Consider the following 23,019-nt stretch of genomic DNA (forward strand, 5'->3'; position numbering starts at 1 on the left):
GGCTTGTGGCTAGGCTAACCTCCTGCTCTTCGATGCCCACGAGGTTTGCCAATGTCCGCCCCCAGCATGACCCTGTACCACAACACGCTCTCCCCGTTCGTACGCAAAGTCATGGTATTTCTGCACGAGACCGGCCAGCAGGATCGCGTCGCGTTGCAAGACTGCGTGCTCAGCCCGGTCAGCCCGAGTGCCGAGCTCAACGCCGACAACCCGCTGGGCAAAATCCCCGCCCTGCGCCTGGCTGATGGCAATGTCATACATGACAGCCGCGTGATCCTCGACTACCTCGACCACCAACACGTCGGCAACCCGCTGATCCCCCGCGATGGTTCGGCCCGCTGGCGGCGCCTGACCCTGGCCTCGATGGCCGACGGAATCATGGATGCCTCGGTGATGGTGCGTTACGAGCAGGTGCTGCGTGCGCCGGAAAAACACTGGGACGAATGGCTCGACGCCCAGCGTGACAAGATCCGTCGCGCGCTGGCGCTGCTGGAAAAAGACGCGATTGCCGAGCTGACCAGCCACTTCGATGTGGCGGCGATCAGCGTCGCCTGTGCGCTGGGTTACCTCGACCTGCGCTTCCCGGACCTGGGCTGGCGCGAGGCCAATCCGCAACTGGCCAACTGGTTCTTCGAAATCAGTCAGCGACCGTCCATGATCGCGACCATGCCCAAGCCCTAGATCTGCGACGTCTGTTCCGGCCTCATCGCTGGCAAGCCAGCTCCCACATTGGATTTGGGTGTGGCAGAGAAATCTGTATCAGCACAGAACCTATGGGAGCTGGATGTAGCGGAGAAAACTGATCCACCACAAATCCTGTGGGAGCTGGCTTGCCAGCGATGAGGCCACCTCGGTTCCACAGGCAGAAACCCGATAATCCGCGTCACCAACTCATCCTTCCACTGCTGATCCTCACGCAACCCCAGCGACCGGCTCATTGCATCGCCTCCACATCAAACTCCAGCGGTTTACCCTGCTTCTGCCCGATCCCGTACCAATCCAGTTTGCGCGTCAGCACCATGAACACACCGAGCAAGCCGAACAACAACAGCGAGCCCATCAGCAGCGCGTAATCCTCGGCGCTCAACAAGCCATACAGCAAGCCATACAACGCCGCCAACCCCGCCGAAAAACTCAAACCGTGACGCACGCTGTGCAACACGTGGCAGACATAGAACCCGATCAACACCACACAACCACTGGCCGACAACAGATACGCCAGAGCAAACCCGATGTGTTCCGACAGCGACAGCAGCAACAGGTAAAAGAACGCCAGCGCCACACCCACCAACGCATATTGCACCGGGTGCACCGCCAGGCTCTTGAGCACTTCGAACAGGAAGAAACCGGCGAACGTCAGGACGATGAACAGCAAGGCATATTTGATCGCCCGGTCGCTCTTAAGATACTGATCCACCGGATCGATGAAGTTCACGCCAAAACTGCGGGCGTTGAAGCCATCGCAATCACTGCTGCTGACGCATCGGCTCATGGCGTCTTGCAGATTGGTGGAGAAGAACGTTGTCTGCCAGTCGGCGCTGAAACCGGTGTCGTTGATTTCACGCTTGGCCGGCAGGAAGTTGCCGATGAAGCTTGGGTGCGGCCAGTTGGCAGTGAGGCTCACGCTGCTGCTCTTGCCCACCGGCAGCACCTGCAACGAACCGGTGCCCTGCAAACGCAGGTCGAAGCCGAACGCCAGTTCCGTGGTTTTGCTGGTGTCGAGCAGCGGCAGCGTTACCCGCACGCCCTCGCCGAGCCAACCGACTTGAGTACCAGGCACGAAGTCCAGGCGCTGACCGTCAAGTTCCAGTTTCAAGGCGTTCTCGATGCCGCGAATGTCGCTGATGCCGACCGCGAGAAACGGTGCATCGAACTGGTAATCGACGAAGTCTTCCTTGATGCCCAATTGCGCCGGCAGCGAAAAGTGACCGTTGATGCGATTATCGGCGTGGAACAGCCGCGCTTCGTAAATGCCCCGGGCGCGCAGTTCGGTCTGTACCTGGCCATCGAGCTCAAAACGTTCTGGCAGGAAGTACAAACGCCCGCGCTCTTCGCTCGGCTCGTCATAGCGCTTGTTGGTTTTGTCGTTGATCTTCCAGTTGTGAATCACCTTGCGATATGGCACCACCATCACCGGGCCGCTCAATTGCTGGCTGTAACTGGAACTGCGGGCAATGTCTTCAAGCACGCCGTCGCGCAGTTGCTGGCGCTCGTCGATGACTCCGTCGATCATCAGCAGCGGTATCAGCAACAGCAGGATCAACAGGGCAATGGCCCCGAGCTTTATGGTCAGATTCTTGTTCATGGGACTCTCCCTGTTTTGATGGGCAGAGTCTGGTCGGGGTATATGGGGGTTTTGTGGGGGGAATGTGGAGATTGTGTGGAGACATAAAAAAGATCGCAGCCTTCGGCAGCTCCTACACCGACCTCTGTAGGAGCTGCCGAAGGCTGCGATCTTTTAACACTCTCAAGGCAGGCGCAAAGTCACCTCAACGCCATTTTCAACATTACGAATGCACATCGACCCACCATGCAACTTGACCACTTCCTCGACAAAGTTAAGCCCAAGCCCGGTGCTCTTGCGCCCACTGTCCGGGCGCGGCAATGAGTAAAAGCGCTCGGTCAGACGCGGCAAGGCGTAATCGGGAATCGGCGCGGTTTCATTGAACAGACGCAGTTCAATCTGCTCATCCCGGCGTTCGGCACTGAACAGCAACAGCCCCTCAACCGGGGTGAAATCCAGCGCATTCTCCAGCAGGTTACCCAGCGCCTGACGCAGCAAAAATGGTTCGCCGATCAGCAGCAGATTCGCCGAGATTGCCTGTTCAATGCGCAGCTTCTTGCCTTCGATTCGCGCGGTCTGAGCCTGCAACAACTCATCGACCAACACCGCCAGCGGCACCGCGACCCGTTCCTCCAGCCCTTGGCGCTGCTCAACCTGCGCCAGATTCAGCAAGCGCTCGATCAACTGCTGCATCCGCGCACTTTCGCTGTCGATGTTGCCGACGAAACGCAGGCGCTGAACCGGCAGCATTTCACCTTGCAACAACTCCGCAGCACCACGAATGGCCGCCAGCGGACTTTTCAGTTCATGGGTCAGCGTGTGTACGTAGCGCTCGACATAAGCCTTGCCCTCCAGTTGCGTGCGCATCTGTTCCACCGCCGTGGCCAGTTGTTCCAGTTCGCCGCCGCGATAGTGCGGCACTTCCACCCGCCGGCCCTCGCTCACTGCCTGGGCATAACCGGTCAACCGGTGCAGCGCGCGGCTCAGCCACCACGACAGCAACGCACCGAACAACAGACCAAGGCCGATCAAACCGGCGCCGTAATACAGCAGGCGCCGTTCGGTGCGATCAACATAAGGCTGTAAAGAGCTGTTGGGTTTGGCCACGGTGACCACGCCAATGATCTGCCCGTGGTCGCGGATCGGCGCGCCGACGTGCATCACCGACGAGCTCGGGTCATCCGGATCGCTGCGGCTGGAACGCGCACCGTACTCGCCACGCAAGGTCAGGTAGACGTCGTTCCAGCGCGAATAGTCCTGGCCCACCGCCACACCGCTGGAGTCCAGCACCACCCGGCCCTTGGCGTCGGTGACATAGATGCGATGGTTGACCTGATTCTTCGGCAGCCCCCAGATCGTTGCTTGCGGCTGGCGTTCGCCGTAGGCGCGCAGTAACTGCGGCCAGCGATTCTCGCTGAGGGTGCCGGCCTTGAAATCGTCACGCAGGATCTCCGCCATCAGGTTGGCGGTGTCGACCAGGGTTTCTTCGGTGGACTGACGCACACCAGGACGGATTTCCTCCATCACCGTGTTGAGCACGAAATAACCGGTCAGGCCGACAAACAGCACATACACCAGGAAAATCCGCAGCCCCAGCGACATCAGCTGTGCCCCGGGCTGTAGCTGTAACCGAGGCCGCGATGGGTCTGGATCGGCTCGGCTTCGGCGCGCACCAGACGCAGCTTGGCGCGCACGCTTTTGATGTGGCTGTCGATGCTGCGCTCGTAACCGGCATCCGCCGCCACCCCCAATGCATCGAGCAATTGTTCGCGGCTGAAGACCCGCTCCGGTTGCTCGAGCAGGCATTGCAGCAGGCGGAATTCGTGGCGGGTCAGGCTCAGAGGCTGACCGCGATAGGCAATCTGCACCCGCTCGGGATCAATTCGAAACAGCGCAGAAGAGTCTTCAACTACGAGGCGTGGCGCCATGCGCTTGAGAATCGCGCGAACCCGCGCCGTGACTTCCCGTGGACTGAACGGCTTGACCACATAGTCGTCGGCACCGATTTCCAGCCCCACGACACGGTCGATCTCGGCGTCCCGCGCACTGAGAAACAACACCGGCACTTCACTGAAGCGGCGCAGCTGTTTGCAGGTTTCGAAACCGCTGATGTCCGGCAGACCGATGTCGAGAATGATCAGATCCGCCGGGGTCTGGCGCTGATGCTCCAGCGCCGCCGCGCCGAGGCTCACCCAGGTGGTGGTGAACCCCTCGCCCTGCAAGGCAAAAATCAGCGTGTCGGCAATCGCCGCTTCGTCTTCGACAATCAGGATATGAGGCATGGCGTCCGAGCCCTTGGGTTAGGTGCGCGAACGGTGCCCCAAGCCTGACGTTACGTCAATGAGACCACTTAGCAGTCGGGCTTGTCGGCGGTGAAGCGACGGGCCGGGTTTACGGCCGCGCCGAACTCGCGCAAGGCCTTGGCACCGATCAGCAGCGGGTAGTTGAAGTTGCTGCGGTCGGTCAGGTTGACCTCCACGGTACGCTTGACGTTGCCCAGGCACAGCTCCAGATCGACCACCGGGCGCTTGGCGACTTCGGTGCTTTCGCCCTCGTCTTCCTCATCGGAGCGGCTCTTGATCTTGCTGATGCGCGCCACCTTGTGTTCGTAGACCTTGTTACTGGCGTCCTTGGTGCCGAGACGGAAGCGCACCCATTCGTCGCCGTCGCGGGTGAACGTCTCGATGTCCTTGGCCGACAACGAGGCGGTCAGCGCGCCAGTGTCCATCTTGGCCTTGAGCACTTCACCGCCGATTTCCGGCAGCGCAATGTATTCGTAACGCCCGTAAAGGGTCGGCTCGGCGGCCATGACCGGCAAGGCGACGAGGGCAAACAGTGCAAGGAGGGATTTCACGTAAAGGGCTTCCTTGAGGAGTTAGGCAACGGGATTTTAGACCGTTGGCTTTGAATTCGTTCGGCAAACGACAGATCAAAAGATCGCAGCCTTCGGCAGCTCCTACAGGGATCGGGTAGGAACTGCCGAAGGCTGCGATCTTTTGATCTTAGAGGTGCGAAGGTGAAACATTCGTCAGTGCAAATTTGGCCTGTCGCCCGAAGCCACTTATCATGGCGCGCCTATCCGCTTTCATAGAGTTGCCTATGCGCCGCCTGCTCACCGGCTGTTTCGTCACCCTGCTGCTATTGCTCAACACCCTGATCCTGATCGGGCCGTTGATGGTGTTTGCCCTGCTCAAACTGGTAGCGCCCGGGCGCTGGCGTGATTACGCGTCGGGGGCGGTAATGTGGATCGCCGAGACCTGGGCAGAAATCGACAAGCTGATATTTCGCCTGTGCATTCCTACTCAATGGGACATTCGCGGCGGTGATGACCTGCGCGGTGACACCTCTTATCTGGTGGTCAGCAATCACCAGTCGTGGGTCGACATTCCGGCACTGATCCAGACCCTCAACCGGCGCACGCCGTTCTTCAAGTTCTTCCTCAAGAAAGAACTGATCTGGGTACCGTTCCTGGGTCTGGCCTGGTGGGCGCTGGATTACCCGTTCATGAAGCGCTACACCAAGGCATTCCTGGCGAAGAACCCGGAACTGGCGGGCAAGGATCTGGAAATCACCAAGCAGGCCTGCGAGCTGTTCAAGCGCCAGCCGGTGACCGTGGTGAATTATCTGGAAGGCACCCGCTACACCGCCGCCAAAAGCGCGCAGCAACGATCACCGTTCAATCACCTGCTCAAGCCCAAGGCGGGCGGCGTGGCTTTTGTACTGGCGGCGATGGGTGAACAACTGGACGCGATTCTCGATGTGACGGTGGTTTATCCACAGGCGAAGATTCCCGGCTTCTGGGATTTGATCAGCGGTAACGTGCCGCGCGTGATCATCGACATCCAGACCCGCGAACTCGACCCGGCGCTGTGGCAGGGCGATTATGAAAACGATCCGGTGTTTCGCCAGAAGGTCCAGAGCTGGGTCAACCAGCTCTGGACCGAGAAAGATCAGCGCATCGCTGAACTGAAGAACGGGCGCGGCTGAATCAGCTACCGGTGCCAGTGCCCCAGATGCTGCCCAGACTGCTCAGCAGCGAACCGCCGACGCCTTGCTGACCGAGATACTGCAGCAGCACCGGGGCAAACTGGCCGATCATGCCGCTGTCCATGCCCAGCGCGCTGAAGGCATTGTTCAGGTCATTGGTGTCCTTGACGTTGCCCAAGGCGTTTTCCAGACCGGCGGACTTGCCCGACGAGCCGAGCAAGGCGCCCAGCGCCGCCAGATTACCGCTGCCCCCGGACAACTTGTCGATGCCCGGCACTTCCTTGGCCAGCTGTGAATAATCGGTGCTGCTCAACTGATTCTTCGCCAGCCCGAGCATCGCACTGGTGCCGCCCACGGCTTGCTCCGGCGTGACATCCAGCGCGCTCAGGGCACTGAGCAAACCGGCGGTTTCCGACGTCGGCGCCGCAGCGGCCGCCTTATCACCGCCCTGCATGCCCGAAACGGCACCGGCGACGTCGTTCAGGCTGAAACCGGCAAACACCGGGCCGGCCGCCAGGGTCAGGAGCGATGCCAAGGCAAAACCGCGTGAAATCTTCATTCAGACATCCTCTTGCGCTGTGGAAACCACCCGTTGAACAGGCGGTGAAACTGCCGGTTTGACAGGGTATCTGCCGGCATGTTCCTCGCCTGCGCATCCATTTTCAGCAATGCCACGTGGATAGAACGTGAAATCGGGATGCCCTCGCGATGAATGGCATCAGCAACTTTTGAGTGCAGAAGATCAAAAGATCGCAGCCTTCGGCAGCTCCTACAGGGACCGTGTACGAGCTGCCGAAGGCTGCGATCCTTTAGGCCATTTATTAGCGATTAAATGAAAGCCTTACTTCAAATGGATTTAGATACCTGTCAGATCTGACAGTTGTCGGCAATCCATATCAAAGCGAATATTTCTGCTCCTTTTATGTAACGGAGTACAAATGATGAAGCAGAAAATCACCACCGGCGTTTTGCTCAGTCTGGCCATGATGAGCACTGTTTATGCAGCTACGTGCCCGACTCTCTCAGTGACCCACTCTCAGGGTGCCGAGGATCTCACCTTCACCTCTGCACGCCTTAAAAACAAAGACGCACCCAACTCGGTTGTTATTTGCCGGTATGAAGGCAAGGACGATCTCGGCGCCTCGACCGGCTATCGAAACGGGACCCCGGTTAAAGCCACCGGGAGCAACTGGAAGGGTGATGACTGTGCTACTGCTGACGGTGACGCCAGCAAATGCTCGTTCAAAGAATAAAAACCAACTTAAAAAAAAAGGCAACCCGACAGGTTGCCCTTTTTCGTGGGAGCGAAACTTACGCCGCACTAAACAACTTATGCGGATCAATCACAAACTTCTTCGGCACACCCGCATCGAACTCGCCGTAACCTTCCGGCGCCTGATCGAGGCTGATCACCTGCACGCCCACCACTTCGGCAATGTTAATGCGATCCCACATGATCGCCTGCATCAATTGGCGGTTGTACTTCATGACCGGCGTCTGGCCAGTGTGGAAGCTGTGCGACTTGGCCCAGCCCAGACCGAAACGAATACTCAGGCTGCCCATTTTCGCGGCGGCGTCGACGGCACCCGGATCTTCAGTGACGTACAGGCCCGGAATGCCGATTTTGCCTGCCACGCGCACCACGCCCATCAGCGAGTTGAGCACGGTGGCCGGTGCTTCGGATTTCACCCCGTCGTGGCCGTGGCCGCGCGCTTCGAAGCCCACGCAATCCACGGCGCAATCGACTTCCGGCTCGCCCAGCAGAGCGGCGATCTGTTCGTGCAGCGGCGTGTCCTTGGACAGGTCGACGATTTCAAAACCCTGCGCCTTGGCGTGGGCCAGGCGGATGGTGTTGACGTCGCCGACGATCACAACCGCCGCACCGAGCAGGCGCGCCGAAGCGGCGGCGGCGAGACCGACCGGGCCGGCGCCGGCAATGTAAACGGTACTGCCCGGGCCAACACCGGCAGTCACCGCACCGTGGTAACCGGTCGGCAGGATGTCGGACAGGCAGGTCAGGTCGCGGATTTTCTCCATGGCCTTGTCGCGATCCGGCAGTTTCAGCAGGTTGAAGTCGGCGTAGGGGACCAGCACGTATTCGGCCTGGCCACCGGTCCAGTCGCCCATGTCGACGTAACCGTAAGCGCCGCCGGCACGGGCCGGGTTGACGGTCAGGCAGACGCCGGTGTGTTGCTCCTTGCAGGAACGGCAACGCCCGCAAGCCACGTTGAACGGAACGGAAACCAGGTCGCCGATTTTCAGGTTTTCGACGTCGGAGCCTTTTTCGATCACCTCGCCGGTGATTTCATGGCCCAGCACCAGACCGGTCTGCGCCGTGGTACGGCCGCGCACCATGTGTTGGTCGGAGCCGCAGATGTTGGTGGAAACCACTTTGAGAATGACCCCGTGCTCGATCTTGCGACCGCGCGGGTCCTGCATTTTCGGATAGTCGATTTTCTGTACTTCGACCTTGCCAGCGCCGAGATACACCACACCACGATTGCCAGACATGCTTTCACCTCGCTGTTGTTTTTATGGAACCGCGTTGCCCAGGCAGGCAGCGCGTTGAGTGCTCGGGTACAGATGCTGTTTATGTGTTGCCTGTCAGGGCCTCATCGCTGGCAAGCCAGCTCCCACAGGGATTTGTGTCGTTTACAGAATCTAAATCCAACACCGAATCCTGTGGGAGCTGGCTTGCCAGCGATGGCGATCTAGAGAACGACCGTACGATTGGCGTTGAGAAACACCCTCCGCTCAATGTGATACCCAACCGCCCGCGCCAGCGTCAGGCCTTCAATATCGCGCCCCTTGGCAATCAGATCCTCAGGGTAATGACTGTGATCCACCGCCTCGACGCCCTGGGCGATGATCGGCCCCTCGTCGAGGTCGTTATTGATGTAGTGCGCTGTCGCGCCGACCAGTTTCACGCCCTTGTTGTAGGCCTGGTGATAAGGCTTGGCACCCTTGAAGCCCGGCAACAACGAGTGATGGATGTTGATCGCCTTGCCATCAAGCTTGCGGCACAGCTCCGGCGACAACACCTGCATGTAACGGGCGAGGATCACCAGTTCGGCGCCGGACTCTTCGATCACCTGCAAGACCCGACGCTCCTGCGACGGTTTGTCGTTGGGATCGAGGGGGAAATGGTAGTAGGGAATCTGGTGCCAGTCGGCCAACGGCTTGAGATCCGGGTGGTTGGACACCACCGCCGCCACGTCCATCGATAACTGGCCGATGCGCTGGCGGTAGAGCAAGTCGTTGAGGCAGTGATCGGCCTTGGAGACCATGATCACCACTTTTGGCCGGTAGTTCGGCGCGGTCAGCTCGAAGATCATGCCGAAGGCCTGGCCACGCTCGGCGAGGCCGGCACGGAAAGCTTGTTCGTCGAAGCCGTCGGGCTGGCGGAATTCCACACGAATGAAAAAACGCCCGGAGAGGCGGTCATCGAAGGAATGGTGCTCGGTGACGTAGCAGCCCTGCTCGAACAGAAAACGCGTCACCGCGTCCACGGTGCCGAGGACGCTGGGGCAGTCGGCGGTCAGAATCCATGTGTCTGGGGCGCGGCTCATGGTGCGGTGACTCCTGTTTCAACAACGGTGAGCAGAGTGAACGCTGAACTGGGCTGACCTGCGCTGAACTGCTTTTGTGGTGACGGGATTTATCCCCTCGCCACAGAAGCAGGCACGATGGCCATTCAGTGTCAGGCCTGGACGCTGAGGCCGTACTCGGCCGAAGCATCCTGCAACCACAACCACCAGTAATCCGAAAAGCTGCGACGGATCAGCAACTCCCAAGTGTCTTCAGCGGTATGGCGAATCATCAGCTGCGACTTGGCGAACACCGTCCCGACCGCTTTACCGACCGGAAAGTTGTTCGGATGCACGTCATAGCTGGTGGACTTCATCAGTACCTGACGCACATTCGGCCCGCTCAGTTCGAGCAGTTGCTGGCCGCCGCTGACGTTGACGATTGCAATGTGCAGATCGCCCAGCGCTTCGCGCAGTTTCTGCTCGGCGGCGAACTCTTCACCGCTTGGCACGATCAGAAGCCACTCGTCCGGCCCCATCCATTGCAGGCTGGTTTCGCCTTTGACGATCACGCTCAGGGCGCCGGGCAGTTCGATGCCCAGGGCCTGGTGTACGCCAGCGGCGAAGGCGGCATCGTGGCCATCGCCACGAATGGTCAGGTGGCCGAGGAGTTTTTTCTCACGCACGATCACGCCGGCGTTCTTGCGGCCCTTGCCGACCAGGCTGGCGAGGTCGGCATGGTGCAGCGACGACTCGGCACGGGCACCGGTGGTTGGGCGTTGTTGGTACACGTTGGCTGTGGTCATAAAGCACCTTCCTGAATTCTGTTGGTTCCTGCGGTGGCTGATCTGCCGCTTTCGCGAGCAGGCTCGCTCCCACAGGTGAACGCGGTCGAATGTGGGAGCGAGCCTGCTCGCGAATAGCCGCCCGCCCACAGTTCTCGAGACCATCAAATGTTCTGGCGATCACCCTTCGGATCGAAGAACACCGAAGAAACGATCTCTGCCTCGATCACGCTGCCATCGGCCAGCGGCGCAAACACCCGCTCACCCATGCGTTTCAGACCGCCCTTGACCACGCCCATGGCAAACGAATAACCGAGGGAGTTGTGCGCGTAACTGGAGGTCACGTGGCCGACCATGGTCATCGGGATCGCCTGCTTGGTGTTGAACACCAGTTGCGCACCTTCCGGCAGCCATTTGGTCGGGTCGATCGGCTTCAAGCCGACCAGTTGCTTACGCTGATCCTTCACGCAGTCTTCACGGTTCATGCCGCGCTGGCCGATCCACGAGAACGGTTTGGTGCGACCTACACACCAGCCCATGTTCAGGTCGTCCGGGGTCATCGAGCCGTCGGTGTCCTGACCGACGATGATGAAACCCTTCTCGGCCCGCAGCACGTGCATGGTTTCAGTGCCGTACGGGGTCAGGTTGTACGGCTTGCCGGCCTCGACGATTTTCTCCAGCACGCCCATCGCATAGTCGGCCTGCACGTTGACTTCGTATGACAGCTCACCGGTAAACGAGATACGGAACACCCGCGCCGGCACACCGCCGACCAGACCTTCTTTCCAGGTCATGAACGGGAACGCTTCGTTGCTCAGATCGATATCAGTCACGGCGCTGAGCAGCTTGCGGCTGTTCGGGCCGGACAGGGTCATGGTCGCCCAGTGGTCGGTGACGGAGGTGAAATACACCTTCATGTCCGGCCATTCGGTCTGGTGGTACAGCTCCAACCATTGCAGCACGCGCGCGGCGCCGCCGGTGGTGGTGGTCATGACGAAATGGTTGTCGGCCAGACACGCCGTGACACCGTCGTCGAAGACCATGCCGTCTTCTTTGCACATCAGGCCGTAACGCGCCTTGCCCACGTCGAGCTTGGTCCAGGCGTTGGTGTACACGCGGTTGAGGAACTCGCGGGCATCCGGGCCTTGAATGTCGATTTTGCCCAGCGTCGAGGCGTCGAGCAGGCCGACGCTGTCGCGCACGGCTTTGCATTCGCGCTTCACGGCAGCGTGCAGGTCTTCACCGTTTTTCGGGAAGTACCATGGGCGTTTCCACTGGCCGACGTCTTCAAACTCGGCGCCGCTCTTCACATGCCAGGCATGCAGTGCGGTGTAGCGAACCGGTTCGAAGATGTGCCCACAGTGACGGCCGGCCACGGCGCCGAAGGTGACCGGCGTGTAGTTCGGGCGGAACATCGTGGTGCCCATCTGCGGGATGGTCACGTTCAGCGAACGGGCGGCGATGGCCAGACCGTTGACGTTGCCGAGCTTGCCCTGATCGGTGCCGAAGCCCAGTGCGGTGTAGCGTTTGACGTGCTCGACCGACTCGAAACCTTCGCGGGTCGCCAGTTCGATGGCGGCGGCGGTGACGTCGTTTTGCAGGTCGACGAATTGCTTCGGTGCGCGGGCCGTGCCCTTTTCATGCGGCACCTGGAACAGCGCCAGCGTCGGCTCTTCGAGGCGGCTCAGGGCTTTCGGCAGAGTGCCTTCGACCGCAGCGAAACCGGCTTCACTGGCAGCACGCACGCCACCTTCAAAACCATCGGCCAGAGAATCGCCGAGACCGTAGACGCCGTTGATGCCACCGACGCACACGCGTTTCTGCGGGGCTTCGCCCGGGATGAAACCGAGGATGTCTTCGCGCCAGGTCGGCTTGCCACCCAAGTGCGAGGCCAGGTGAACCACCGGGCTGTAACCGCCGGAGCTGGCGACCACATCGCAGTCGAGCCATTCGCCCGGGCTGGTCACGGCATGCGCCTTCACATCAATTGCGGCGATGCGGGCAGCGGTGACGCGCTTGCTGCCACGGGCCTCGATCACGGCGCTGCCGGTGAGAATGCGGATGCCTTTGGCGCGGGCTTCTTCCACCAATGCACCGCGCGGATTGCTGCGGGCGTCGGCGATGGCGACCACTTGCAGACTGGCGTCGAGCCAATCCAGAGCCACGCGATAGGCGTGATCATTGTTGGTCGACAGCACCAGTTTTTTACCTGGCGCCACGCCGTAACGGCGCACGTAAGTCGAGACAGCACCGGCAAGCATGTTGCCCGGCACGTCGTTGTTGCCGTAGACCAGCGGACGCTCGCAAGCGCCGGTCGCCAGCACCACACGCTTGGCACGAACGCGGTGAATGCGCTGACGCACCTGACCGATCGGTGCGCGGTCGCCGAGGTGATCGGTGAGGCGTTCGTGAATGGTCAGGAAGTTGTGGTCGTGGTAACCGTTGACCGTGGCGCGCGGCAACAGCAGCACGTCCGGGGTGTCCTTCAATTCGGCGATGACGCTGGCAACCCAATCCATCGCCGGTTTGCCGTCGAGGCTTTCGCGGGAATCAAGGAGGCTGCCGCCGAACTCTTCCTGCTCGTCAGCCAGAATCACCCGAGCACCACTGCGCGCAGCCGCCAGCGCCGCCGCGAGACCCGCTGGGCCGGCGCCGACGATCAGCACGTCGCAGTGCTGGTTCATGTAGTCGTAGGTGTCCGGATCGACTTCGGTCGGCGAACGGCCCAAACCGGCGGCCTTACGAATGTACTTCTCGTAAGTCATCCAGAACGATTGCGGGTACATGAAGGTTTTGTAGTAGAAACCCGGCGGCATCAGCTTGCCGCCGACCTTGCCGAGAATGCCCATCATGTCGTTGTTGACGTTGGGCCAGCCGTTGGTGCTGGTGGCGACCAGACCTTGGTACAGCGCCTGTTGGGTGGCGCGCACGTTCGGAATCTGCGTGGCTTCGGTCGCACCGATTTGCAGCACGGCGTTCGGCTCTTCGGCGCCAGCGGCGAAGATGCCGCGTGGACGCGAATACTTGAAGCTGCGGCCGATGATATCGACGCCGTTGGCGATCAGCGCGGCGGCCAGCGAGTCACCCTCGAAGCCTTTGTAGGTCTGGCCGTTGAAGGTGAAGCTCAGCACTTTGTTGCGGTCGATCCGTCCACCGTTGGACAGGCGATTGGTCTGGCTCATACCTTCTCTCCCAGCGCCGTCGTGGCTGTTTTCGCCGTATCAGCCTTGTCGGTGAATTGCGGCTTGGTGCCGATCTTGTAGGTTTCGAGAATCTCGTAGGTCACGGTGTCGCGGGTGACGTTGAAGTACTGGCGGCAACCGGCAACGTGATCCCACAATTCGTGGTGCAGACCGCGCGGGTTATCGCGGAAAAACATGTAGTCGCCCCACTCTTCATCAGTGCAGGCACCAGGATCGAGCGGGCGCGGAATGTGCGCCTGACCGGATGCGTGGAATTCCTCTTCGGAGCGCAGTTCGCCGCAGTGAGGACAGAAGATATGCAACATGGGGATTTCTCCTGTTAGTGGGCAACCGCAGCAGCGCCGTGTTCATCGATCAACGCACCGTTGTGGAAACGGTCGATGGAGAAAGGTGCAGCCAACGGGTGCATTTCACCCTTGGCCAGACTCGCGGCAAACACGTTGCCCGAGCCAGGTGTGGCCTTGAAGCCGCCGGTGCCCCAACCGCAGTTGAAGAACATGTTCGGTACCGGGGTTTTCGAAATGATCGGGCAGGCATCCGGCGTGGTATCGACGATGCCGCCCCACTGACGGTTCATGCGCACCCGCGACAGCACCGGGAACATCTCGACGATGGCCTGGATGGTGTGCTCGATCACCGGGTACGAACCGCGCTGGCCGTAGCCGTTGTAGCCGTCGATACCGGCGCCGATCACCAGGTCGCCCTTGTCGGACTGGCTGATGTAACCGTGCACAGCGTTGGACATGATCACGCTGTCGATAATCGGTTTGATCGGCTCGGACACCAGCGCTTGCAGCGGGTGGGATTCGATCGGCAGACGGAAACCGGCGAGTTTGGCCATGTGCCCGGAGTTACCGGCCGTCACCACACCGACGCGCTTGGCGCCGATGAAGCCCTTGTTGGTTTCAACACCGATGCACACGCCGTTTTCCTTGCGGAAGCCGATCACTTCAGTCTGCTGGATCAAGTCCACACCGAGGGCGTCGGCGGCACGGGCAAAGCCCCACGCCACGGCATCGTGACGGGCCACGCCGCCGCGACGCTGGACGGTGGCGCCCAGCACCGGGTAGCGAGTGTTCTTCGAGCAGTCGAGGTACGGAATCTCGTCAGCGACTTGCTGGGCGTTGAGCAGTTCGCCATCGACGCCGTTGAGGCGGTTGGCGCTGACCCGACGCTCGGAATCACGGATGTCCTGCAGGGTGTGGCAGAGGTTGTAGACGCCACGCTGGGAGAACATCACGTTGTAGTTCAGATCCTGCGACAGGCCTTCCCACAATTTCATCGCGTGTTCGTACAGGTGCGCCGACTCGTCCCACAGATAATTGGAGCGAACGATGGTGGTGTTGCGCGCGGTGTTACCGCCGCCCAGCCAGCCTTTCTCGACCACGGCCACGTTGGTGATGCCGTGTTCTTTCGCCAGATAGTAGGCGGTCGCCAGACCGTGCCCGCCGCCGCCGACGATGACCACGTCGTAGACCTTTTTCGGCGTCGGTGTGCGCCACATGCGCTGCCAGTTTTCGTGGTGGCTGAGGGAGTGTTTGAAGAGGCCGAAGCCCGAATAGCGTTGCATAGTCATTTACTCCAGAACGCTCAGCGATAAACCGGGAAGTCTGCGCACAGGGCCGAGACCTGCTGGGCAACATTGGCCTCGACGTCGGCATCGCCGAGGTTGTCGAGGATGTCGCAGATCCAGCCGGCCAGCGTCACGCATTGGGTCACTTTGAAGCCACGCGTGGTCACCGCCGGGGTGCCGATGCGCAGGCCGGAAGTGACAAACGGCGACTGCGGGTCGTTCGGCACGGCGTTCTTGTTGACGGTGATGTGCGCGCGGCCGAGGGCGGCGTCGGCGTCTTTGCCGGTCAGGCCCTGACGGATCAGGCTGACCAGGAACAAGTGGTTGTCGGTGCCGCCGGACACTACATCGTAGCCACGTTTGATAAATACGCTCGCCATGGCTTGGGCGTTGTCGATCACTTGTTGCTGATAAGCCTTGAAGCCAGGCTCCAGCGCTTCTTTGAAGCACACCGCTTTACCGGCGATGACGTGCATCAGCGGGCCGCCCTGGGCGCCAGGGAACACCGCAGCGTTGAGCTTTTTCTCGATCTCTTCGTTGGACTTGGCCAGGATCAGACCGCCACGTGGGCCGCGCAGGGTTTTGTGCGTAGTGGTGGTGACCACGTCGGCGTACGGCAGCGGGTTCGGATACAGGCCGGCAGCGACCAGACCGGCGACGTGAGCCATGTCGACAAACAGCAGCGCGCCGACTTTGTCAGCGATCTTACGGAAGCGCGGGAAATCCAGAGTCTTCGAGTAAGCGGAGAAACCGGCGACGATCATTTTCGGCTTGGATTCAACGGCCAGACGCTCGACTTCGTCGTAATCGATCAGCCCGGTGTCGGTGTTGATCCCGTACTGCACGGCGTTGTAGAGCTTGCCCGAGGACGACACTTTGGCGCCGTGGGTCAGGTGACCGCCGTGGGCCAGGCTCATGCCGAGGATGGTGTCGCCCGGCTGGATCAGCGCCAGGTACACGGCGCTGTTGGCCGAAGAACCGGAGTGTGGCTGGACGTTGGCGTAATCGGCGCCGAACAGTTGCTTGGCACGTTCGATGGTCAGCGCTTCGACTTTATCCACATGTTCGCAACCACCGTAGTAGCGCTTGCCCGGATAGCCTTCGGCGTATTTGTTGGTGAGGCCGCTGCCCTGCGCTTGCATCACGCGTTTGCTGGTGTAGTTCTCCGACGCGATCAGCTCGATGTGATCTTCCTGACGTTGCTCCTCGGCATTCATCGCCGCCAGCAGTGCATCGTCGTAACCCTGGATCTGGTCTTGCTTGCTGAACATCGCGTCTCTCCCAGCGGCGGCGGTGCGCCATTCGTCTCGGTCAGGCACCTGCGTGCCCTTTGATGCGATGGTATGACCGGCGCAGACAGCTCAAATGCCTACGGACGCCACGCAAAGGTGCGTTTACGACATGGCAGGAAAAGCCCTTGCCAGACTCGATCTCGAAAACACTGGAGAACTCTGTGGGAGCTGGCTTGCCAGCGATGGCGGTGGCACATCTGGCATTGATGGCGGCTGACCCACCGCTATCGCTGGCAAGCCAGCTCCCACAGGGTTAGGCGGCGACTTGGCGGACAAGTATTAGCAGGAAAAAATGTGCGGGATAGAGGACGTAGGCCCAGCGCCGCATTGGCGGCGGCTGGAGATGTCGCGCATGTCGCAACAGGAACATCCCCAGCCATGGCGCAATCAGACAGGTGATAAGACCGAAGACCGCCAGCTCGTTGCCGAACATTGCAGAGTCAAACAACACCCGCCACTGATTCGCCGCCAGACACACCAGTCCCGGCAACAGCCCGAAATACCACTGACGACGAATCACCAGCAGCATCGCCAACGGCAGCAACACGCCGAAAACACCAAACATCAGTCGCTCCGAGAACAGCGCTGCCAGCAGCAGGCTCGCTGCGCCGAGCAGTCGCGAAACCCGCGCTTTATCCTGCCAACCCCGCGCCACCAGCAAACCCAGCGCCAGCGTGGGCATCACGTTGAAGGTGTCGGGATCAGGAATGTACAAGCGATAGGGAATTTCGCTGACGGCGCTGAACAACAGCAACCACCCCAAATAGCGCCACTCAGTCTGGCGCACGCCATCCCGGGCAAGATTCGCCGCCATCGCCAGACAGAACCACGGAAACGCCAACCGCCCTGGCACGTAAAGCCAATCGGCGCTGATCCCGACATATCGCAGATGATCGAGCACCATACTCAGCAGCGCCAGCCACTTCAGCACATCCAGCGCGCCGTCACGTTTTCTCAGGTGCATAATCGGCCCGTGTCCTTGTAGAGTTCTGCCAGCGACATCCCGTGTGCTCCCCGGATGATCTTCGGTAAAGTGCGCACCATCATTGACCAACGAGTCGCCACAAGCGCCTCGACCACGGAAGCCGGCCATGACCGACAAGAGCCAACAATTCGCCAGCGACAACTACTCCGGCATCTGCCCTGAAGCCTGGGCTGCCATGGAACAGGCCAACCACGGCCACCAACGCGCTTATGGCGACGATGAATGGACAGCGCGCGCCGCTGATCATTTCCGCAACCTGTTCGAAACCGACTGCGAAGTGTTCTTCGCCTTCAACGGCACCGCCGCCAACTCGCTGGCGCTGTCGTCGCTGTGCCAGAGTTACCACAGCGTGATCTGCTCGGAAACCGCCCACGTCGAAACCGACGAATGCGGCGCGCCGGAATTCTTCTCCAACGGCTCGAAACTGCTGATCGCCCGTACCGAAAACGGCAAGATCACACCGGAATCGATCCGCGAAGTCGCGCTCAAGCGCCAGGACATTCACTACCCGAAACCGCGTGTGGTCACGCTGACCCAAGCCACCGAAGTCGGCAGCGTCTACACCCCGGAAGAAGTCCGCGCCATCAGCGCCACCTGCAAGGAACTGGGCCTGCACCTGCACATGGACGGCGCGCGTTTCTCCAACGCCTGCGCCTTCCTCGGCTGCTCGCCGGCCGACCTGACCTGGAAGGCCGGCGTTGACGTGCTGTGCTTCGGCGGTACGAAAAACGGCATGGCGGTGGGTGAAGCGATCCTGTTCTTCAACCACAAACTGGCTGAAGACTTCGACTACCGCTGCAAACAGGCCGGGCAACTGGCGTCGAAAATGCGCTTTCTGTCGGCGCCGTGGGTCGGCATTCTCGAAAACGACGCCTGGCTCAAATACGCCCGCCACGCCAACCACTGCGCGCAGTTGCTGGCGGAGCTGGTCAGCGACATTCCGGGCGTCGAGCTGATGTTCCCGGTGCAGGCCAACGGCGTGTTCCTGCAACTCTCCGAGCCCGCCATCGCAGCCCTGACTGCGAAAAACTGGCGCTTCTATACCTTCATCGGCAAGGGCGGCGCCCGCTTCATGTGTTCGTGGGATACCGAAGAAGAACGCGTGCGCGAACTGGCGCGCGATATCCGCGAAGTCATGTCCAACTGATCCCTTGAGCCGATAAGGTCCCCTGTGGTGAGGGGATTTATCCCCGATGGGCTGCGCAGCAGCCCCAAAACCTGCCATTGAGTTTCTGTCTGACAGAGACTGGATTCAGACATTGGGCCTGCTAAGCAAGCCATCGGGGATAAATCCCCTCGCCACAAAGTTACCCCCCACCTACCGCGTTTGCCTCTTGGTCTACATTGTTTGTCGAGCCTCCGCTCACCTAACAACAAGCAGGAGCATCGGCATGTCGTTACAAGGCAAAACCCTGTTCATCACCGGCGCCAGCCGTGGCATCGGCCGTGAGATTGCGCTGCGCGCCGCCAGGGACGGGGCCAATATCGTCATCGCGGCGAAAAGCGCCGAACCGCATCCCAAGTTGCCCGGCACCATCCACAGCGTCGCGCAGGAAGTCGAAGCCGCCGGCGGCAAGGCCTTGGCGCTGCAACTGGATGTGCGTGATGAAGAGGCGGTACGCCAGGCGCTGGCGCAGGCCAACGAGCACTTCGGCGGCATCGATGCGCTGGTGAACAACGCCGGGGCGATCAAGCTGACCGGTGTGCAGCACATCGAACTCAAGCGTTTCGACCTGATGCACCAGATCAACACCCGCGCGGTGCTGCTGTGCAGCCAGGCCGCCCTGCCCTATCTGAAAAAGTCCGCCGGGCACATTCTCAATCTGTCACCACCACTGAATCTGGCGACCAAGTGGTTCGCTCAGTACAGCCCTTACACCGTGACCAAGTACGGCATGAGCATGTTGACGCTGGGGATGAGCGAGGAATTCGCCAATTACGGCATCAGCGTCAATTCGCTGTGGCCGCAGACGATGATTGCCACGGCAGCCATCGAGTTTCAGTTGGGCAATCGTGAGTCGTTCAAGCATGCGCGCACGCCCGAGATCATGGCGGATGCGGCGCATGTGATTTTGCGTAGCAGCGGGCGGCAGATGACTGGGCGGTTGCTGATCGATGAGGAGATTTTGCGCGAGAGCGGCGAGACTGAATTCGATCATTACCGCTTCGAGCCGGACAGCGACGCAACCCTGATGCCCGACCTGTTTGTGGATTGAAATACCCACCTCTGTAGGAGCTGCCGGAGGCTGCGATCTTTTGATCTTGTTTTTAAGATCAAGATCAAAAGATCGCAGCCTCCGGCAGCTCCTACAGGGGGATCTCGTCAGAATTCGATTCTGACATCGCCCTTCGGCACACTGCAGCACGACAAGATAAACCCTTCCGCCTCGTCGTCCTCGGTAATCCCGCCGTTGTGCTCCATCTCCACCTCGCCCCCCAGCTTCATCACCTTGCATGTCCCGCAAATCCCCATGCCACAGGCTTTCGGAATCATCAGCCCAAGCTTGGCCGCCGCCGCATGCACGGTCTCGCCCGGTGCCACACGAATGCTCTTGCCGGACGCAGTGAATTCCACCTGATGCAGATCCGCCGCATCGATTTCCGGTGCGTCGGCCGCCTGTTCGGCTTGCTCAACGGCATCGGCGCGAGCCTCGGGCGGCGTGGCGCCGAAGGATTCTTCGTGGTAACGCGACATGTCGTAACCGGCCACTTCCAGCAGGCGCTTGACCGCATTCATATACGGGGTCGGGCCGCAGCAGAACACTTCGCGCTCAAGGAAGTCCGGAACCATCAGTTCCAGCATCTTGTGGTTCAGATAACCGCGATACCCGGCCCACGGCTCACCCAGGCCGTGCTTTTCGCAGATCAGGTGCAGGCTGAAGTTGTCGATCCGCGACGCCATGTGTTCCAGCTCGCGGTGGTAAATGATGTCTTTCGGCGAGCGGGCGCTGTGGATAAACGTCATGTCGACATTGGCGTTGGTGTCGTAGAACCAGCGCGCCATCGACATGCACGGGGTAATCCCCACGCCGCCGCTGAGGTAGAGGACTTTCGGGCTCGGGAAGTCGATGGCATTGAACAGCCCGACCGGCCCGTGCACTGCCAGCTCCTGACCTTCATGCAGGGTGTCGTGCAACCAGTTGGACACCTTGCCGCCCGGCACGCGTTTGATGGTCACCGAAAAGCTGTACGGCACCGACGGCGAGCTGGAAATCGTGTACGAGCGCATGATCGGCTGGCCTTCGATTTCCAGCTCCAGGGTGACGAATTGCCCGGGCTTGAAGAAGAACAGGATCGGCTGATCGGCCATAAAGCAGAAGGTGCGCACGTCCCAGGTTTCCTGGATGACTTTGACGCAACGGACGATGTGTCGGCCATTGGCCCAGGTCTGGGTGGTGACCGGATTCAGGAAGCTGTTGGACATGCTGTTCTCCACGGCCGACTGTCGGCCTCATGTCGGCGATTCTGCGTATAGCGTGAACCGTCCGTTTACCTATCCGCGACATCGGCATACTTATCGCGACCAGCCCCCAACCACCGGGGGTTGCGCGTCGGGAACAGATTGCACCATGTCGCCCATGGATAAGGTTCCGCCCTGCGCCGGCCCCACACTCGCCCCAACACCAAGACAGATTCTTTACACCTTGCGTAGCAACCGTTAGCAGCACACCTGATCAGCCACTTTTCGCCGGCCACGCAGATGGCCATGAGGATCACATCGATGGACGTCACCGCAAAAATCAGCCTGGGCGATCCGCTGGAACCCGCACGCAAGGCCACCGCCCAAATGCTCCAGGAGCGCGAGCGCACCTTCTCGCTGCCACAACCGTTCTACAGTGACGAGCGGCTGTTCGATATCGACATGCAGGAGATCTTCCAGAAAGAGTGGTTGATCGCCGGCATGACCTGCGAGATCCCGACCAAGGGCAACTACATCACCCTGCAGATCGGCAAAAATCCGATCATCGTCATTCGTGGCGCCGACGGTGTCGTCCATGCGTTCCACAACGTCTGCCGCCACCGTGGCTCGCGCCTGTGCACCAGCGACAAGGGCAAGGTCGCCAAACTGGTCTGCCACTACCACCAGTGGACGTACGAGCTGGACGGCCGCCTGCTGTTCGCCGGCACCGAGATGGGTGCCGACTTCGACATGAACCAGTACGGCCTCAAGCCGGTGAACGTGAAGACCGCCGGCGGCTACATCTTTATCAGCCTGGCGGAGAACCCGCCGGCCATCGATGACTTCCTGTCGACGCTGAACCATTACATGGAACCGTACGACATGGAGAACACCAAGGTGGCGATCACCACCACCTTGATGGAAAAGGCCAACTGGAAACTGGTGTTGGAAAACAACCGCGAGTGCTACCACTGCAACGCGTCGCACCCGGAACTGTTGAAAACCCTGCTGGAGTGGGACGACGTCACCGACCCCCGCGCCGATCAGGCGTTCAAGGACCACGTCGCCGCCTCCGCCGCAGCGTGGGAAGCCGAGAAGATTCCTTACGCCCACGCCAGTTTTGGCCTGCGCAACCGCATTGTGCGCATGCCGCTACTCAAGGGCACCGTGTCGATGACCCTCGACGGCAAACAGGGCTGCGCGAAACTGATGGGCCGGATCAAAAACCCGGATCTGGGTTCGATGCGCATCCTGCACCTGCCGCACTCGTGGAACCACTGCATGGGCGATCACATCATCGTCTTCACCGTGTGGCCGATCAGCGCCCAGGAAACCATGGTCACCACCAAATGGCTGGTGCACAAGGATGCCGTGGAAGGCGTTGATTACGACGTCGAGCGCATGCGCCAGGTGTGGGACGCGACCAACGATCAGGACCGGCGTCTGGCGGAAGAGAACCAGCGCGGGATCAACTCCACCGCATATCAGCCTGGGCCGTACTCGAAGACTTATGAGTTTGGCGTGGTCAACTTTGTGGATTGGTACAGCGAGCGCATGCTGAACAACCTGGGCGCAGAGCCTGCGCCTTACCTCAAAGGTGTGCCTGTTCAGGGCTAAACAAAGCCAAAAGATCGCAGCCTGCGGCAGTTTCTACCTGTGGAATACATTTCCCTTGTAGCGCTACCGCAGGCTGCGATTTTTTTTGGATGAAATCTGATCAATTGCTGTTTTGACCATAGCCGGCGGTGCTTGCGGGGTTTGGCAAACAAGTTATCCACATAGCCACCCACAGCAATTGGGGACAACTGTGGATGAGTTGGAAAAATAGCGGTGAATAAGTGAAGAAAAAACGTGACTTATCCAGAAGGCGGGTTTGCGATATGGATTGTACGTTTTTTGTTCAACTCTCTATAAGCCACGTATTTAAAGACCTGTAGAGGATGGCGAACACGTTATCCACAGAAGCACCAACAGACTTCGGGG

The 23,019-nt window shown here is 60.3% G+C and carries 20 protein-coding genes; 6 read left to right on the plus strand and 14 right to left on the minus strand.

What is annotated here, in order from left to right; translation table 11 throughout:
* The first annotated feature begins 51 nt into the window (after positions 1-51).
* Positions 52-681, plus strand: a complete 630-nt coding sequence (locus PSH79_RS25510) for a glutathione S-transferase (RefSeq protein WP_305440189.1) — start codon at positions 52-54, stop codon at positions 679-681.
* Positions 682-934: 253 nt separating this feature from the next.
* On the opposite strand, the gene creD is transcribed toward PSH79_RS25510, so the two are convergent.
* From creD to PSH79_RS25530, 4 genes are all read right to left on the minus strand, one after another.
* Positions 935-2,305, minus strand: coding sequence for a cell envelope integrity protein CreD (gene creD / locus PSH79_RS25515; RefSeq protein ID WP_305440190.1), 1,371 nt, complete (start codon positions 2,303-2,305; stop codon positions 935-937).
* 162 nt (positions 2,306-2,467) lie between these two features.
* A complete protein-coding gene (creC, locus tag PSH79_RS25520) occupies positions 2,468-3,886 on the minus strand; it encodes a two-component system sensor histidine kinase CreC (RefSeq protein WP_305440191.1) in 1,419 nt (472 codons plus the stop codon).
* On the minus strand, positions 3,886-4,566 hold the full coding sequence (creB, locus tag PSH79_RS25525; RefSeq protein ID WP_305440192.1) for a two-component system response regulator CreB: 681 nt from the start codon (positions 4,564-4,566) through the stop codon (positions 3,886-3,888). Before creB ends, creC begins: the two co-directional genes overlap by 1 nt.
* A 68-nt stretch (positions 4,567-4,634) precedes the next feature.
* Positions 4,635-5,138 carry an ATP-dependent zinc protease gene (locus tag PSH79_RS25530; RefSeq protein WP_007909997.1) on the minus strand — a complete coding sequence of 168 codons (504 nt, stop codon included), beginning with the start codon at positions 5,136-5,138 and terminating at the stop codon, positions 4,635-4,637.
* A 245-nt stretch (positions 5,139-5,383) separates the two neighbouring features.
* Between PSH79_RS25530 and PSH79_RS25535 the strand changes: the two genes are divergently transcribed.
* A complete protein-coding gene (locus PSH79_RS25535) occupies positions 5,384-6,271 on the plus strand; it encodes an acyltransferase (protein ID WP_305440193.1) in 888 nt (295 codons plus the stop codon).
* Position 6,272: 1 nt separating this feature from the next.
* Here PSH79_RS25535 and PSH79_RS25540 read toward each other — a convergent pair whose 3' ends face one another.
* Complete coding sequence (locus PSH79_RS25540; RefSeq protein ID WP_122599255.1) at positions 6,273-6,830, minus strand: DUF2780 domain-containing protein; 558 nt, start codon at positions 6,828-6,830, stop codon at positions 6,273-6,275.
* A gap of 379 nt (positions 6,831-7,209) precedes the next feature.
* Between PSH79_RS25540 and PSH79_RS25545 the strand changes: the two genes are divergently transcribed.
* Entirely contained in the window at positions 7,210-7,524 is a 315-nt protein-coding gene (locus tag PSH79_RS25545; RefSeq protein WP_305440194.1) for a hypothetical protein, read from the plus strand.
* 58 nt (positions 7,525-7,582) lie between these two features.
* Here PSH79_RS25545 and fdhA read toward each other — a convergent pair whose 3' ends face one another.
* The 8 genes from fdhA to PSH79_RS25585 form a co-directional block, all read right to left on the minus strand.
* Positions 7,583-8,782 carry a formaldehyde dehydrogenase, glutathione-independent gene (gene fdhA, locus PSH79_RS25550; protein ID WP_042561444.1) on the minus strand — a complete coding sequence of 400 codons (1,200 nt, stop codon included), beginning with the start codon at positions 8,780-8,782 and terminating at the stop codon, positions 7,583-7,585.
* Between the two features lie 200 nt (positions 8,783-8,982).
* Positions 8,983-9,840 carry a formyltetrahydrofolate deformylase gene (gene purU, locus PSH79_RS25555; protein WP_305440196.1) on the minus strand — a complete coding sequence of 286 codons (858 nt, stop codon included), beginning with the start codon at positions 9,838-9,840 and terminating at the stop codon, positions 8,983-8,985.
* 131 nt (positions 9,841-9,971) lie between these two features.
* Entirely contained in the window at positions 9,972-10,604 is a 633-nt protein-coding gene (locus PSH79_RS25560) for a sarcosine oxidase subunit gamma (RefSeq protein WP_305440198.1), read from the minus strand.
* A 143-nt stretch (positions 10,605-10,747) separates the two neighbouring features.
* The gene (locus tag PSH79_RS25565) at positions 10,748-13,765 is read right to left on the minus strand and encodes a sarcosine oxidase subunit alpha (protein WP_305440199.1); all 3,018 of its coding nucleotides are present in this window, start codon (positions 13,763-13,765) and stop codon (positions 10,748-10,750) included.
* On the minus strand, positions 13,762-14,091 hold the full coding sequence (locus PSH79_RS25570) for a sarcosine oxidase subunit delta (protein ID WP_016986286.1): 330 nt from the start codon (positions 14,089-14,091) through the stop codon (positions 13,762-13,764). Before PSH79_RS25570 ends, PSH79_RS25565 begins: the two co-directional genes overlap by 4 nt.
* A 14-nt stretch (positions 14,092-14,105) precedes the next feature.
* Positions 14,106-15,356 carry a sarcosine oxidase subunit beta gene (locus tag PSH79_RS25575; protein ID WP_095187127.1) on the minus strand — a complete coding sequence of 417 codons (1,251 nt, stop codon included), beginning with the start codon at positions 15,354-15,356 and terminating at the stop codon, positions 14,106-14,108.
* Positions 15,357-15,376: 20 nt separating this feature from the next.
* A complete protein-coding gene (gene glyA, locus PSH79_RS25580; RefSeq protein WP_305440200.1) occupies positions 15,377-16,630 on the minus strand; it encodes a serine hydroxymethyltransferase in 1,254 nt (417 codons plus the stop codon).
* 274 nt (positions 16,631-16,904) lie between these two features.
* Positions 16,905-17,615 (minus strand): TraX family protein, encoded by a 711-nt coding sequence (locus tag PSH79_RS25585; protein WP_305440201.1) that lies wholly within the window; start codon positions 17,613-17,615, stop codon positions 16,905-16,907.
* Between the two features lie 127 nt (positions 17,616-17,742).
* Here PSH79_RS25585 and PSH79_RS25590 point away from each other — a divergent pair, with 127 nt between their 5' ends.
* Together PSH79_RS25590 and PSH79_RS25595 are read left to right on the plus strand one after the other, a co-directional pair.
* Positions 17,743-18,783, plus strand: a complete 1,041-nt coding sequence (locus tag PSH79_RS25590) for a low specificity L-threonine aldolase (RefSeq protein WP_305440202.1) — start codon at positions 17,743-17,745, stop codon at positions 18,781-18,783.
* Between the two features lie 244 nt (positions 18,784-19,027).
* Positions 19,028-19,852 carry an NAD(P)-dependent oxidoreductase gene (locus tag PSH79_RS25595; RefSeq protein WP_305440203.1) on the plus strand — a complete coding sequence of 275 codons (825 nt, stop codon included), beginning with the start codon at positions 19,028-19,030 and terminating at the stop codon, positions 19,850-19,852.
* Positions 19,853-19,959: 107 nt separating this feature from the next.
* On the opposite strand, the gene gbcB is transcribed toward PSH79_RS25595, so the two are convergent.
* Positions 19,960-21,060 carry a glycine-betaine demethylase subunit GbcB gene (gene gbcB, locus PSH79_RS25600; RefSeq protein WP_123454143.1) on the minus strand — a complete coding sequence of 367 codons (1,101 nt, stop codon included), beginning with the start codon at positions 21,058-21,060 and terminating at the stop codon, positions 19,960-19,962.
* Between the two features lie 297 nt (positions 21,061-21,357).
* Between gbcB and gbcA the strand changes: the two genes are divergently transcribed.
* Positions 21,358-22,653, plus strand: coding sequence for a glycine-betaine demethylase subunit GbcA (gene gbcA, locus PSH79_RS25605; protein WP_305440206.1), 1,296 nt, complete (start codon positions 21,358-21,360; stop codon positions 22,651-22,653).
* The last annotated feature ends 366 nt before the right edge of the window (positions 22,654-23,019 follow it).

Source organism: Pseudomonas sp. FP2196, from assembly GCF_030687715.1.
Classification (GTDB): Bacteria; Pseudomonadota; Gammaproteobacteria; order Pseudomonadales; family Pseudomonadaceae; genus Aquipseudomonas.

Bases quoted from the DNA above. Each gene is read 5' to 3' on its own strand.
- PSH79_RS25510 (WP_305440189.1), top strand. From the start codon at position 52: ATGTCCGCCCCCAGCATGACCCTGTACCACAACACGCTCTCCCCGTTC.
- creD (WP_305440190.1), bottom strand. From the start codon at position 2,305: ATGAACAAGAATCTGACCATAAAGCTCGGGGCCATTGCCCTGTTGATC.
- creC (WP_305440191.1), bottom strand. From the start codon at position 3,886: ATGTCGCTGGGGCTGCGGATTTTCCTGGTGTATGTGCTGTTTGTCGGC.
- creB (WP_305440192.1), bottom strand. From the start codon at position 4,566: ATGCCTCATATCCTGATTGTCGAAGACGAAGCGGCGATTGCCGACACG.
- PSH79_RS25535 (WP_305440193.1), top strand. From the start codon at position 5,384: ATGCGCCGCCTGCTCACCGGCTGTTTCGTCACCCTGCTGCTATTGCTC.
- PSH79_RS25540 (WP_122599255.1), bottom strand. From the start codon at position 6,830: ATGAAGATTTCACGCGGTTTTGCCTTGGCATCGCTCCTGACCCTGGCG.
- PSH79_RS25545 (WP_305440194.1), top strand. From the start codon at position 7,210: ATGATGAAGCAGAAAATCACCACCGGCGTTTTGCTCAGTCTGGCCATG.
- fdhA (WP_042561444.1), bottom strand. From the start codon at position 8,782: ATGTCTGGCAATCGTGGTGTGGTGTATCTCGGCGCTGGCAAGGTCGAA.
- purU (WP_305440196.1), bottom strand. From the start codon at position 9,840: ATGAGCCGCGCCCCAGACACATGGATTCTGACCGCCGACTGCCCCAGC.
- PSH79_RS25560 (WP_305440198.1), bottom strand. From the start codon at position 10,604: ATGACCACAGCCAACGTGTACCAACAACGCCCAACCACCGGTGCCCGT.
- PSH79_RS25565 (WP_305440199.1), bottom strand. From the start codon at position 13,765: ATGAGCCAGACCAATCGCCTGTCCAACGGTGGACGGATCGACCGCAAC.
- PSH79_RS25570 (WP_016986286.1), bottom strand. From the start codon at position 14,091: ATGTTGCATATCTTCTGTCCTCACTGCGGCGAACTGCGCTCCGAAGAG.
- PSH79_RS25575 (WP_095187127.1), bottom strand. From the start codon at position 15,356: ATGCAACGCTATTCGGGCTTCGGCCTCTTCAAACACTCCCTCAGCCAC.
- glyA (WP_305440200.1), bottom strand. From the start codon at position 16,630: ATGTTCAGCAAGCAAGACCAGATCCAGGGTTACGACGATGCACTGCTG.
- PSH79_RS25585 (WP_305440201.1), bottom strand. From the start codon at position 17,615: ATGCACCTGAGAAAACGTGACGGCGCGCTGGATGTGCTGAAGTGGCTG.
- PSH79_RS25590 (WP_305440202.1), top strand. From the start codon at position 17,743: ATGACCGACAAGAGCCAACAATTCGCCAGCGACAACTACTCCGGCATC.
- PSH79_RS25595 (WP_305440203.1), top strand. From the start codon at position 19,028: ATGTCGTTACAAGGCAAAACCCTGTTCATCACCGGCGCCAGCCGTGGC.
- gbcB (WP_123454143.1), bottom strand. From the start codon at position 21,060: ATGTCCAACAGCTTCCTGAATCCGGTCACCACCCAGACCTGGGCCAAT.
- gbcA (WP_305440206.1), top strand. From the start codon at position 21,358: ATGGACGTCACCGCAAAAATCAGCCTGGGCGATCCGCTGGAACCCGCA.